Below are 12,881 nucleotides of genomic sequence, written 5' to 3'. Positions count from 1 at the left end.
TTCTAGGCACCATCCTGGGGTAGTAGTTTCTCAAAGGGGTTTTCAGGCTGCGAGTTTACTTCGGAATTAGCAGTTGTCTGTTCATTGACCTGCGTCTCCTGCTCTTCTGTGGCGGGAATTTCCTGTTCGGTGGAAGGTTCAACTGGCTGTACGGGCGTCGGAGTCTGTTGCTGTGAGGTTTTCGGCTCCACCGAGTGCGTGGTTGTTACTGTCACTTCTTCCGGAGTATCCTCCGTGGATTCTTCGGGCGTAATGACTTCAGTGGTGACAGGGCCACGGTATTCCGTCACCACGATGGACTCAGGGGTGCGGGATGTCTCTTCCGATTCTCCAGTGCCTTTGAAGAAGTTGGCGGCGAAAAATCCCAGTGCCACGAGCGCCGCAATGGCCGCAGCGATGAGTAGACCGACGCCAAAGCCGGAGCTCTCCTTGCTTTTTTGCTGGTGGTTGGCCGCCGGGCGTGGGGTGTCCTTGACCGGCGCGTACTCAGGAGTAGCGGTCTTCGGGTTGGCCACGCTGGCCAGCATTTCCGTCGATGCGGACGGGGAAGGCTCAGCAGCGAGCGGCGCGAGCGCAGCAGACTTGGGCTGCGGCGGACGCTGGCCGTCACGCACCGCGGAGATGGCGTTGGTGAACTCGTTGCCATCGGCAAAACGGGTGGTGGGATCCTTACGGAGCGAAATTCCGATGAGCTCACGAGCAGGTGCGCTAATCGACGTCGAGAGCGCCTCCGGCGCCTGGCTGATGTGGGCAAGCGCCACGGAGACCGAGGAGTCGCCGCTAAACGGGCGCTTGCCGGCCAGCATTTCATAACCGACAACGCCGAGGGAGTAGACGTCGGAAGCCGGCGTCACGTCGAGGCCCTGCGCCTGCTCCGGGGAGACGTATTGTGCGGTGCCCACCACCATGCCCGTGCGGGTCAGCGGAACAGCGGCTGCGGCTTTTGCGATGCCGAAGTCGGTGATCTTGACCTGTCCATTTTGGGTGATCATGAGATTGCCAGGCTTGATGTCGCGGTGCACCAGGCCCATTCGGTGAATGACAGAAAGTCCGTGTGCTGCCTGCTGCATGACGTCGAGTGCTAGGGACTCAGGCAAAGCGCCCTCGCGCGCCAGGAGATCCGCCAAAGACTCACCGCGCACGTATTCCAAAGCCATGAAGCAGAACGTGCGGCCGTTGTCCTCTAGCTCACGGTAGTCATAGGTGGCCACGACATTCTCAGAGGAGATGGACTCGGCTGACTTGGCCTCGTTCCGGAAACGGCTCAAGAACTCATTGTTGTCTGAGAACTCTGGCCGCAGAACCTTGAGGGCAACCTCGCGGTCGCCATGGACGTCGTCAGCGAGCCACACAGTAGACATGCCGCCGTGGCCGATAATCCACTGCAGCTGGTAGTCGTCGCCGATGAGATGCTGGAGATGCTCTCTATTATCCGCATTGCTCATTACTACTGACCTCCATATGCGCGCAGAATTGCGCGCCCGATTGGGGCGGATACTTGTCCACCGGTGGCGCTCTCCCCAAGGTTGCCACCGTCTTTGACCACCACCGCGACAGCGATGTCTCGGTCTGGGTCAAAAGCCACGTACCACACGTGTGGCGCGAGGCCCTCGCCGTGCTCGGCCGTACCGGTCTTCGAGGCAAAAGTGTTGCCGTCATAGCCGTACGTCGAACGCTCCGAGCTGAGCATCAAGTCCTTGATCGTGTTCGCAACGTCTTCCTTTACCGCTTCCTTGGCTTGGCGCGGCTGGGTGGCACGGATTTCGTTCATCTGCGCATCTGTGATGCGGTTGACCAAGTAGGGCTGCATGCGCTTGCCCTTGTTGGCCACGGTTCCGGCCATGATTGCCGCCTGCAAAGCAGACATGGTGACGTCACGCTGGCCGATGGCGGACTGGGCGACCTGCGCGCCGTCGCCAAGCTCGCCCAAGTTACCTGGGGACGTGTCGACGCCCAAGTTGTAGTTCTCGCCTACGCCGAAAGCGTCTGCGTACTTGCGTAGCTCGTCGGCGCCGATGGATTCGGACATCTGCACGAAGGCAGTGTTACAGGACAACGCGAAGGCGGTCTGCAGGGTCACCGTCTGGGACCCGCCGCACATCTGATTACCGTAGTTGGTCAACTCGGTGACTGTGTCAGGCAGGACGATGGAGTTCGCGCCGGTTAGCGAAGAACTCGGGTTGAAACCGTTGTTGAGGCCGGCCGCGGTGGTGATGATCTTGAAAATCGAGCCCGGTGGCAAGGTGTCCTGCGTGGCGTGGTTGAGAAGCGGCGCTCCCGCCTGCTCCTGCAGTGCGGTCCAGGTGTCGTCGGCGTTGTCACCCAGCAGGTCATTTGTGTTGTAGCTCGGTGAGGAAGCCATGGCCAGGATCTTGCCGGTGGAAGGCTGGATCGCCACCGCGGCGCCATTGTAGCCAGGGCCGGTGAGCTGGTCATAAGCAGCCTGCTGAAGGGCAGGATCGATGGTTACCTCGACGTTGGCGCCTACCTTTTCCTTGCCGGAGATGGTGTCGAGCCAGTTCTGGGCAAGCAGCGAATCGTCAGTGCCGTTGAGGATGTCATTCTGGGAAGCCTCCAGCTGGGAAGCGCCAAACTGCGTCGATAAGTAGCCTGTGATGTTGGAAAAGGCCGGGGAGTCAGTGGGGTAGGAACGCGAGTAATTGCCCTCGGAGTCCGCAGTGGACTTAGCCAAGACGGTGTCCCCTGCGAAAATCTGGCCGCGTGGGGTGGACTGCATGGCGTAGTAGCCACGCATGTTTCTCGGGTTATGCGCGTACTTGTCGTCTGAAAATGCCTGCACCACAGTGAGGTTGATCAACAGAACTGCGGTCAGAAGGACGGCGAAGAGAGAGACGAGGCGGATCGACTTATTCATCGGGTTGCCTCCTGTACAGCGGGGAACATGGATGTGTCGCTCGGCGCGTTGCTGGTGGTCTCACGCGCCGGGCGGCGAGCTGCATTAGAGATCCGCAGCAGGATTGCCAGGAGCATGTAGTTGGCCATCAGCGAGGAACCGCCGGCGGACATGAATGGGGTGGTCAGGCCGGTCATCGGCAGCATTGCAGAAATGCCGCCAGTGACCACGAAGACCTGCACGGCCAGCGTCAAGGACAGGCCGGATGCCACGAGCTTGCCGTAGGAATCGCGGGACTTCAGTGCGGTGTTGAAGCCGCGGGAGATCAGCATGGCGAACATGGTGAGCACGGCTGCCAAGCCTATGAGGCCGAACTCCTCACCGATTCCGGCGAGGATGAAGTCGGAGTGCGCGACCGGCACGATCTCTGGGTGGCCCTGGCCCAAGCCGGTGCCAGAGATGCCGCCCGAGGACATGCCGAACAATGCCTGGGATAACTGGTATCCGCCGTTGTCATAGTTGCCGAGCGGGTCCAGGAAGTTGGAAAAGCGCAGCTGAATCTTCGACGAGATCTGGTAAATGCCGAAGCCGCCAACACCCACGAGGAGCAAGCCAATGAGCAGCCAGCTGACACGGCCCGTGGCCATAAATAGCATGCCCAAGACCGTGGAGAACAGCAGCAGCGCTGGGCCAAAGTCATTGGAGATGCCCATGATGACGATCGCGATGCCCCAAATCACCAGAATCGGTGCGAGGTCGCGTAGACGCGGCAGGGAAAGCCCCAAGAACTTGTAGCCGGCTACCGTGAACAGCGAACGCTTCTGGGTCAGCAGCATGGCGAAGAACAAGATCAGCATGATCTTGGAGAACTCACCCGGCTGGATGGAGAAAGGTCCAAGCCACAGCCAGATACGGGCCTCAACTCCTGGGGGCTGCGGCCATACCAGCGGCAGTGCCAGAAGGACCAGGCCAGCTGCACCCAGGATGTAGGAATAGCGAGTCAGCGAACGGTGATCTCGCAAAACCACCAGCACCAGGACGAACAGAATGAGACCGACGATGGTCCACATCACCTGGCGGGTTGCCAGGTTACCATCATTGGCGAGGTCCAAGCGCGCCAGCATAATTAGGCCCGTGCCGTTGAGCAGCGAGACTATAGGCAGCATCAGCTGATCGGAGTGCGGCGCCAAGAAACACAGCGCTAAATGCGCGACAGTGAACACGCCGATGAATCCACCGATGAGGTAGAGGACATCCACGGTGAGGATGTTGCCCTGGGAAAGCTCCAGGCTTACGAGGGTGATGGCAAAGACGAGGGTTGCCAGGATCAGCAGCCCGAGCTCCGTGCCACGGGAAAAAACCTTCTTCACTTAACTCACCTCCCGGCAAGTAACTCCTGGTTTCGCGGCTTTGTTTTCTAACTTCTTGTCCGTTTTTCCGCTGGGCGCGGTGATGCAAGGCTTGAGTGCCTTGGAGGACAAGGTCGACAGTTGGGTCTGAACCTCCGCATAGGTACCGGAGGGCAGGTTTCCAACCGCAGCGCGCTCGGAATCTGGAAGGTCGCTCACCTTGAACGCGGAGAAGTCTCCCTCGCAGGGCGCGGAGCCCAGACGCAAAGTATTTGCCTTATCGATGCACGCATTTTGGTACTGGTGTTGCAGCGAGCGGCCGAAGATGGAGAAGTCCACGCCTTGGTGGATCGTTATCACTTTCTCTTCGCCGATGGCTACGTAGAAGTTGTTCGAAATCTCGTTCTTGGTCCAGAATCCGCTGCCGATGACGAGCACAAGCACAGCCACGAGTGCGCCGATGATCTTCCAGCCCACCTTTTTCTTGGGACTGTGAGGCTCCTCGGACTCTTCATCTTCTTCTGCGGCCTGCCGGGACGCAGCAATGCTTGGCGACGCCTCCCGCGGGCGCGTCAGCGCCGCCGCCCGACTCGCAGCGGAGTCGGGGTGAGTAGGTTCTGGGACAACGCCGGCGATCGCGCCGACGGTGACAGGCGAGCTGTCACCCTTGCCCTCAACCACTTCCGCCAGGACGATAGTCACGTTGTCCGGACCGCCGGAGCGCAGGGCGAGATCGCGGAGGGTTACCGCGGCGTCGTCAAGCGTGCCCTGGCCCAGCGCCAACTCAATGGTGGAGGCTGTGACGGGATCGGACAAGCCGTCGGAGCACAGCAGCAGGCGGTCTCCGACCTTGGCGTCCAGCATGAACAAGGTGGGTTCCACCGGGCGGCCGGTATAGGCCTTGAGGATGAGCGACTTCTGCGGGTGTGAAGAGACGTCAGCTGGGTCGAGGCGACCCTCATCCACCAGGGACTGCACATAGGTGTCGTCCTTGGTGATCTGCGTCAACTTGCCCGCGCGCAGGCGGTAACCACGGGAGTCACCGACGTGGCAGACACCAAACTCGGAACCGTTGAACATCATCGCGGTCAGCGTGGTGCCCATGCCCTCGGTCTCTGGGTGCTGCTCGACGTGCGCTGCGATGGACGCGTTTGCATCCTCAGCTGCGGCGCCCAGGAGGGCGAGCATGTCGTTGTCCTCGGGGTCTTGCTCGAGGTGTTCCAAGTGCTCGACCATGAGCTTGGATGCGACCTCGCCTGCGGCGTGGCCTCCCATGCCGTCAGCCAAAAGCAAAAGATGGGGACCGGCGTGCGCGCTGTCCTCATTGTTTTGGCGTACTAGGCCGCGGTCAGTAATCGCGGTGAATTTTAGGCTCAATGTCATGCCATCAACCTCACGGTCGTGCGGCCAAGTTTGATGTCGCTGCCAACGCCAACTCGTTCCGGCTGGTCAATGCGAACGCCACCGACGAAGGTGCCGTTGCGGGATTCAAGGTCTTCAATAAACCATTCGCTGCCGCGGCGGAAAAGCCGGGCGTGATGACCGGAAGAAAAGTCATCACCTGTGACAAAGTCACAGTCTTGGGCGCGGCCCATAGTGCATTCCTCGAGGGTGCCCAACTGCATGTGGGAGCCGCGTAGCGGACCATCCACGATGTTGATCTGCTTAGGAACTTCGCGGCGCCGCGGGGAAGACTTAGTTTGCGCTGAGGGCTGATACACGCCGGCAGCCTTGTTGGCGTCTCGGCGCATCGCATTCAAGGCCACCAGGATGAAAAGCCACAACAGTGCGAGCAGGCCGATGCGCAGAGCTAACAAAACGACCGAATCCATGGTGACCTCCTTTCTCTCGAGCTTGTATTAGTAGTTTTTGTTTGGCTGTGTACCGGTGATACGAACCTCGATGTGGGAATGGCCCATGGTGATGACGTCACCGTCTGCCAGGAGCCAGTTATCGATTGGGGTTTCGTTCACGGTGGTGCCGTTGGTGGACTGTAGGTCTACCAGGATGGCGTCTTGGCCGTTCCAGGTAATTTCAGCATGCTGACGGGACACGCCGGTGTCTGGCAGGCGAAGGTCGGCGTCGTTGCTGCGGCCGATGATGTTGGAACCTTCCTGCACGTGGTACACGCGGGAGGAACCGTCCTGCAACATGAGGTTGACAGCTGGGCCATGTGGCTGCGGCTGCTCCGGCTGCTGGTTCTGTGCCAAAAAAGCGGTGGTTGCGGCCTCATCTGCATTATTGGGGTTAGTCATATGGTCCTCCTGACCATCGTCTTCGTGGAAGATTGCGTCAAATCCGGTTTCCTCAGTGGGCTCGTGATCGATGAACGAGGACACGCGGAGCTGTCCTGTACGCAATCCCGATTCCTCCGCGATGCGCACGATGACCGGGCCGGCGAAGGCCCAGCCGTGGTTCCTGACAAAGCGGGTGAGTTGCTCGGCGAAATCCGCAGGAAGATCTCTGTTTTGAGAGAGGTTCTCCAAATCCTTGGAGGACACGCCTACGGTCATAACGTTGGGGCTGTAGAGATTAGCATCGTCTCCGCGTGCGAGATTGTCCTGCGCTTCTTGCTTGAGGAGCTCTTCAATCTCAGCAGGGACGACCTTGCCTCCGAAGACAAAGGCCATGCCGTTGTCTAAGCCTCGCTGCATGGCGGAATCCAGCTTCGCGAGCCTTTCAAGTAATGCCACGTGCTGTCCTCCTTTTCTATAGCAGCGCTAATTATAGGGTGCTTACCCCTTCTAAACGTAGCCGTACAGGCCAAAGTTCCCAGGTTTATCCGGGACTTTTCCTCAGAAAAGTTTGGCTTTGCCAGCGGATTTGTTATCAATACGCTGCTACATGCTAATGTTAGTTGGTCGCCAAGACATTTAGATACCCAGCCCGGGTGGCGGAATTGGCAGACGCGCTGGCTTCAGGTGCCAGTGTCCTTATAGGACGTGCGGGTTCAAGTCCCGCCCCGGGCACGCTGAGCAGTTCAACAAACTGCTACACCGGAAGTAACAAACTCGAAAGGGTATGTTACCTCCGGTTTCTTTTATTTTTCAATCTTTGAGGTGCGAAGATTGTAGGGCTAAGTAGCAAAAAAGGGGATGCGGACATTTTTTAGGAATGTTCAGAGTAGCAGTTCGCGCCTGCGTTGGTTGATGCTTAATCCGTCGAACTTAAGCTTGATTCTTCGTTCGTTGTAGAAGCCAACATATTTATGAATTGCTTTCTCTAGTTCCTCACAATGGGGCCATTTGCGTCCATAGAACATTTCATTTTTCATTCTGCCGAACAATCCCTCGCATGCTGAATTGTCGGGTGAACATCCCTTCTTCGACATCGAACGCGTAAAGCCGATGTCCTGTGAGGCTTGAATCCAGCTGTTGCCCCGATAATGGCAACCTCGATCGGAATGAATTACTAGTTTTGCGGGGTCAGGAGGTGCATTATTTTCAAGCGCCTGCTTCAGACAGTCGTCGGCAAGCTGCTGATTAGGGTGTCGGCTCGTTGTTGCCCCGACAATCTTCCCATCGAATCAGTCCACTAACGCCGAGAAGTATATTTTCCCGTCATCAGCAGGAAACTCGGAAATATCCGTCAACCACAGTAAACCCGGCGCTTCGGCATGAAAATTTCGTTTAACCAGATTCGGTGGCGCATCCGAAATCTCACCACGATAGGACGAATAGCGACGCCTTTTCTTCACGTAGCGCACCGTGAGTCCTTCGGCAGAGATGATTCGACGCACAACTTTCTCACTGACCTTGATACCTAGTTTCTTCAGCTGGATCCATACGCGACGATATCCATAGCTGAATCCAGAATTCTCGACGATTTTGGTTACCACCTCTGTCAGTTCTGCATATTTTGACGGGCTATTTAGGGCTTTGAGCTGGTAATAGAAGCTGGATGAAGACAGACCAACAATGTCGAGCAACAACGAAACTGGAAAAGAAGACCGTAACGCATCGACCACAATGGCTTTGAACTTGTTACTGAGGTTGGCTGGGTCGATGCTGTCGTCTTTTTTTAATTCTTCCAGTTCTTTTTCTAACACCGCCTTTTCCGCTGATAGGCGTGCTGCCAGCTTCTTGAGCTCGACATCGTCATCTGGAAGTGACTTTTCCAAGGCTTTACGAGTGACAATGCCGGCAGACTGTTTGCGTTCAGTTGCGCTCATCAAGCCCCACTTCGGACCTGGCCCCTGTTTGGTGGACACCCTGAAACCAGCATGATGCTGGGAAAGGTAATCTGCCGCCATGCCAAGCAAGACCTACTCCGAGGAGTTTAAGCGCGACGCTGTCGCGCTCTACGAGAAGTCCCCGGGCACGTCGATCCAGACCATCGCCACAGAACTGGGAGTCAACCGCAACACTCTCCAGAACTGGCTCAAGAAATACGGCACCGGAGCCCGCACCAACATCACCACCACGTCAGGCCCATCGCCGGACTCGGTGACAGAGGCCGAGCGGATCCGCCAGCTGGAACGGGAAGTCAGCCGGCTGCGGGAAGAACGCGATATCCTGCGCAAGGCCGCTAAATATTTTGCGGAAGAGACGAACTGGTGAGCCGCTTCCGGTTCGTTGACGACACCCGACACGACCACTCGGTTAAGCGGTTATGTGAGGTCCTGAAACTGAATCGGTCCTCGTATTACAAATGGAAAAGCACTGCCCACATCAGGAAGAAACGCCTGCTCAGTGATGCTATCCTCGGGGCTCGGATCAAGACCGTGTTCACCAAGGAACGCGGATGTTATGGTGCCAAACGCATTACCGCTGAACTCAACAACGACTCGGCCGGCATCCCGGTCAATCACAAGCGGGTCGCCCGGATCATGCGTTCGCTGAAGCTATGCGGCTACACCAGAAAACGCAAGGTCACCACCACAGTGCCTGAACAGAAGAAACCGGTGTTCCCGGATCTGGTGGGCCGGAAATTCACCGCTGAGAAGCCGAATCAGGTGTACGTCGGGGACATTACGTATCTGCCGATTGCTGATGGGTCGAATATGTACCTGGCCACGGTCATCGACTGTTTCTCCCGCCGGCTGGTTGGCTTCGCGATCGCGGACCACATGCGCACGGGCCTGGTCCAGGATGCCCTGCTCATGGCGAAAGGCCAGCGCGGCAGCCTGGAGGGAGCCGTTTTCCACTCCGACCACGGCAGTGTTTACACTTCGCATACATTTCAGGGCGCCTGCAGAAACCTTGGGATCAGGCAATCGATGGGAGGAGTTGGTACCAGCGCGGATAATGCGCTGGCGGAGTCCTTCAACGCCGCCCTGAAGCGGGAAGTCCTCCAGGACGCCAAGACGTTTGCCAATCAGCTCCAGTGTCGGCGGGATGTCTTCCGCTGGTGCACCCGCTACAACACGGTTCGTCGGCATTCCTGGTGTAAATATCTCGCGCCAGCGGTGTTTGAGGAGAGGTGTCCTGTTATCCTGAAATCTGCTTCCTGATCAAATCCCCCGTGTCCACTTTCCGGGGGTCGGGCCCTTCCTTCTTCGCGGAATCGTTGGGCCCAAGCATAGACGCTCATTTTCGAGTTCAACGAAAGCTCAGATGCGACGGCGTCAGGAGACATACCAGCGGTAAAGAGCTCAACGGCTTTGAGCTTTACGCCAAGTGGGTAGCGCTTTAAGGTCGTACGCCGAATGGGGGCAGCTGGGGGTTCATCACGCTCTCTTATCCATCGATGGAGTGTCCAACGGCCTGGGTAGCCCAACTCACGAACGGCCTTGGTAGCAGATTGTGTTCTATCGAATACCTCTAATGCCTTGAGCCGCTGGGTATCCGTGTATCGCACATTAGTCATACGGGAAATCCTCCAAGATTTCGTCCGCATCCCCCGATGTGGCAATCAAGGTCATAACACTTGTGACCGTAACGGTGAAGCTCATTGCGGTGATGCTTCACTTGGGTCTTTAGGCCCGAGGGTCTCAACGAGCCGGCACTCGTTGGGACCCTTTTATTGTGCAGCCGCAATTCAAAGGTGAACTGTGCTGTCGTATTTTAGGATAATGCGCGCGCGGGGTTTCGCAATACTCCCACACTAAACCCGTAGAACCATTTCCTACTGCGGCCGAAAGACTGCGTAGCCGGGTATCACCTTCTGTACACCCATGAAGCCTGCTATATGACTAAACATAAGTTTCCGAGAATGCGTCACTGCCCGCAGTTTCTACGTCTAAACGACAGCAGTCTAATAAATAGAAAAGCGCACTCCCACCAGCGGGAGTGCCTTCATTTACTCGATTCAAAAGCGGAATTTGAGACCTAAGATAAGGCCCGCAATTGTGTCACGCATACCCAAATAGGATAAATAACTGATGGTCGTATAGAACTCATTTACGGGGGACTTTGGTTCTGCGCCAAACCGTATAAGTTCCGGCGAGAAAAATAACGGCAAAGACTCCAGCGATTCTAAAGTAGAAAAAACCATTCTCTAATCTACGAGAAATATCCGCTAATGAGGTTGAATTCTCCTCAGTCAAAGCCTTAGCAACGTGCATCGCATTTAAACCACCAATAAGATACCCGAGACAAAGAGCTAGCGATATAAAAATCGCAATCTTCATCAGAGCTACTAAGGGTGAATTGCGTGGCACTGCTCTCCCCTAAATTCTCCCATTACAAATAGACGTGCGCACTCAGCATTGCCTTTAACATCGAAGTTTTTGAATCCGTCATCATGTACATGCCCAAGGGAGCAATCATTGTGGGTTTTCCCCTTACGGGTTGCATGAATTCCATGCTCGTCTCTGTTTTGGTAGTCCACTCTCCAGTTGCACATCGTTCCGTTAGTAAACGTCGCGGAGGCACTTTCGGAGTCTATGTGATGGCCTTTACCCTCAATTGCATGCTCAAGAGTTACTACGGGAACTTTGAAGTTATGCCCCTGAAACTCAAATCCAAAGCCGTTGATTGTGGCTGCTCCGAATGCTGATCTATCCGCAGTGTTCGGAACTGGATCACTTCCTTCAGGAAGGTAATTGTAAGCCGTTGGATCCGTGCTTTGGTAGTTTCCCCCCATAATCGTTTGGGGGTCTTCCTGCTTTCCTTGTGTCGTTTCTGCTTGAGCGGTTCCAGACAAGACAGGAAGGAGGGCCAATACAGACAGAAGGGAAGCGGCAGTTTTCAATGTCTTAGGCTTATCCACTTTTTCCTTTCCATAAGAAATAGTTTACTTATATTAAAGTAAAGCTGAAACTTGTTGTCGTCAAGGCGGTAAAATTACACGCAGTCGTCAGCCCTTCCATATGTCCGACGGTATGCAGTTTTACCTGCTGGTTCTTGCATTGAGCCGAGCTCCGAAAATGCCGGCCCACAGGGTGAGTAGACCAAGCGACACAATAAGTACGGTAAAGATTAGCGGCAGCTCCGCGAGGGTAAAAAGAAGATAAGCCCCCAAAACCATTGCCACGCTGGTTCCGCCCCAATCACGGCACAACGCATACGGTCTTGTGGCCGTGCGCGGCGGATGGTCTGGACGGCCAAGGCGGCAGCACACACCAGCGCAGCCAGGACGATGATTATGTACATTCCTCTTCTCCTTTCGCGGTTTGTGCTTATCCTATCGGGAGGGTGTGCACAGCCCGTGCGCTGTATTTTCTAAAAGTCAGGGTGTGTTAGTGTTACCTCCCGTAAGATCCTGATGCGCAAAACGCACAGTCTCAGTAGGAAGTCTGAGCGATAGCACTAGCCAGTGCTATCCGTCGCTTTAGCTCTTTCCCTCACGAGGGCTAAGGAATCCAGCGTCGTCAGGTCCGCTTTAGCGTACCTGGAGACGACTTTGCCTGCTCAATTCACCCTTTTTCACGATGGACAATTTTGGTGCGGAGTCTACGAGACTTCCAGCAACAACCAACTCCGCGCCGTCCGAGTAGTTTTCGGTCCAGAGTCTAATAATGCCGAACTTTATGAGTGGCTGCTCGTCAACGGTTCTTCCCTAGTCAAACGTGCCCATCATTCCGCACCTATACCTGGCACTATTGAAAAGCCACAGCGAGGAAATCCCAAACGCCTGCAGCGGAAAGTCAATAAGGAGCAACGCAAGACCTCAGGAGTGTCCTCGAAAGCCCAAGAAGCAACAAAGTTAAATTTCGAATTAGCTAACGCAAACAAGAAGGAAGCTTCGCGGATCGCTCGGCGCGAAGAAGCACAACGGAAATTTCAGATCCGTGCTACTAAAAAGAAGGCTAAACATAAAGGCAAGTAATCGAAGGCGTCAAAGCGAATTTGCCATACTGCAGAAGCAAAGCTGTGTAGCCACCTGTCAAGTTATGCGCAGTCGCCAGGCCTGCCGCATGGCGGGACATATGTTACACCATATGACACAACATATGCTTTAGCATATGTTTAATTGCATATAGTTCTACCTGCATTTATACAGTCCTCTCGAGAAATAAGGAGCACTCCGCGAGAGGATTACGAGCGTTCTCCACTATAGACATAAAGTGGAAAAGCAGTTCTCCGAGGACGCTTTTAGGATTGGAGGAGATTTCTTCGAAAACGGGGAAACTTCCCACGCGGTTGGTTTTTATTTTAAATAATGGCGCTATGGACATGGACAAGGTGCAGAAGATAAAAATCGGAGTTTTGCTCGCTTTGGCGGCCGCTTCTTTGGTGCTTTTCGTTTTGTGGCTAACTGATGTACTAGGGCTCGGCTTAGTGGTCATTTTGAAC

At 55.6% G+C, this 12,881-nt stretch carries 13 protein-coding genes and 1 tRNA gene; 3 read left to right on the top strand and 11 right to left on the bottom strand.

Features of this window, described 5'->3' with window-relative positions:
* Window positions 1–2: 2 nt before the first annotated feature.
* Genes CHU71_RS00515 through CHU71_RS00490 form a run of 6 tightly spaced genes read right to left on the bottom strand, consistent with a single transcriptional unit; the run spans window position 3 to window position 6,896 of the window.
* Window positions 3–1,445, bottom strand: a complete 1,443-nt coding sequence (locus tag CHU71_RS00515; protein WP_147759865.1) for a serine/threonine-protein kinase — start codon at window positions 1,443–1,445, stop codon at window positions 3–5.
* A gap of 2 nt (window positions 1,446–1,447) precedes the next feature.
* Complete coding sequence (locus tag CHU71_RS00510) at window positions 1,448–2,875, bottom strand: penicillin-binding transpeptidase domain-containing protein (protein WP_147759864.1); 1,428 nt, start codon at window positions 2,873–2,875, stop codon at window positions 1,448–1,450.
* Window positions 2,872–4,224 carry an FtsW/RodA/SpoVE family cell cycle protein gene (locus tag CHU71_RS00505; RefSeq protein WP_147759863.1) on the bottom strand — a complete coding sequence of 451 codons (1,353 nt, stop codon included), beginning with the start codon at window positions 4,222–4,224 and terminating at the stop codon, window positions 2,872–2,874. The genes CHU71_RS00510 and CHU71_RS00505 overlap by 4 nt, the downstream gene beginning before the upstream one ends.
* Window positions 4,225–5,586: a PP2C family serine/threonine-protein phosphatase gene (locus tag CHU71_RS00500; RefSeq protein ID WP_049151997.1), complete on the bottom strand. Its 1,362-nt coding sequence runs from the start codon at window positions 5,584–5,586 to the stop codon at window positions 4,225–4,227.
* Entirely contained in the window at window positions 5,583–6,035 is a 453-nt protein-coding gene (locus CHU71_RS00495; protein WP_005530622.1) for an FHA domain-containing protein, read from the bottom strand. The genes CHU71_RS00500 and CHU71_RS00495 overlap by 4 nt, the downstream gene beginning before the upstream one ends.
* 27 nt (window positions 6,036–6,062) lie before the next feature.
* Window positions 6,063–6,896, bottom strand: coding sequence for a DUF3662 and FHA domain-containing protein (locus CHU71_RS00490; RefSeq protein ID WP_046646656.1), 834 nt, complete (start codon window positions 6,894–6,896; stop codon window positions 6,063–6,065).
* 191 nt (window positions 6,897–7,087) lie between these two features.
* Here CHU71_RS00490 and CHU71_RS00485 point away from each other — a divergent pair.
* Window positions 7,088–7,172: transfer RNA gene (locus CHU71_RS00485), tRNA-Leu, on the top strand.
* 149 nt (window positions 7,173–7,321) lie between these two features.
* On the opposite strand, the gene CHU71_RS13145 is transcribed toward CHU71_RS00485, so the two are convergent.
* Both CHU71_RS13145 and CHU71_RS00475 read right to left on the bottom strand, forming a co-directional pair.
* Window positions 7,322–7,717 carry an IS3 family transposase gene (locus CHU71_RS13145; RefSeq protein WP_147759914.1) on the bottom strand — a complete coding sequence of 132 codons (396 nt, stop codon included), beginning with the start codon at window positions 7,715–7,717 and terminating at the stop codon, window positions 7,322–7,324.
* Window positions 7,718–7,729: 12 nt separating this feature from the next.
* Complete coding sequence (locus tag CHU71_RS00475; protein WP_147759862.1) at window positions 7,730–8,455, bottom strand: IS3 family transposase; 726 nt, start codon at window positions 8,453–8,455, stop codon at window positions 7,730–7,732.
* Here CHU71_RS00475 and CHU71_RS00470 point away from each other — a divergent pair.
* A protein-coding gene (locus tag CHU71_RS00470; RefSeq protein ID WP_370450465.1) for an IS3 family transposase occupies window positions 8,454–9,655 on the top strand; the annotation gives its coding sequence in 2 pieces (ribosomal slippage) (window positions 8,454–8,748 and window positions 8,748–9,655; 1,203 coding nt in all). The genes CHU71_RS00475 and CHU71_RS00470 overlap by 2 nt on opposite strands.
* On the opposite strand, the gene CHU71_RS13140 is transcribed toward CHU71_RS00470, so the two are convergent.
* The 3 genes from CHU71_RS13140 to CHU71_RS00455 form a co-directional block, all read right to left on the bottom strand.
* A complete protein-coding gene (locus CHU71_RS13140) occupies window positions 9,562–10,011 on the bottom strand; it encodes a transposase (protein ID WP_187271981.1) in 450 nt (149 codons plus the stop codon). The two genes, CHU71_RS00470 and CHU71_RS13140, sit on opposite strands and share 94 nt — an antisense overlap.
* A gap of 529 nt (window positions 10,012–10,540) precedes the next feature.
* Entirely contained in the window at window positions 10,541–10,774 is a 234-nt protein-coding gene (locus tag CHU71_RS00460) for a hypothetical protein (protein ID WP_147759859.1), read from the bottom strand.
* Window positions 10,775–10,782: 8 nt separating this feature from the next.
* Window positions 10,783–11,355 (bottom strand): hypothetical protein, encoded by a 573-nt coding sequence (locus CHU71_RS00455; protein ID WP_086890423.1) that lies wholly within the window; start codon window positions 11,353–11,355, stop codon window positions 10,783–10,785.
* 633 nt (window positions 11,356–11,988) lie between these two features.
* Between CHU71_RS00455 and CHU71_RS00450 the strand changes: the two genes are divergently transcribed.
* Entirely contained in the window at window positions 11,989–12,414 is a 426-nt protein-coding gene (locus CHU71_RS00450) for a YjdF family protein (RefSeq protein ID WP_255456368.1), read from the top strand.
* Window positions 12,415–12,881 lie beyond the last annotated feature (467 nt).

The sequence above is a fragment of the Corynebacterium sp. LK14 genome (assembly GCF_008042215.1).
Taxonomy (GTDB): Bacteria; Actinomycetota; Actinomycetes; order Mycobacteriales; family Mycobacteriaceae; genus Corynebacterium; species Corynebacterium striatum.
This window is presented reverse-complemented; position numbering and strand designations above follow the sequence as displayed.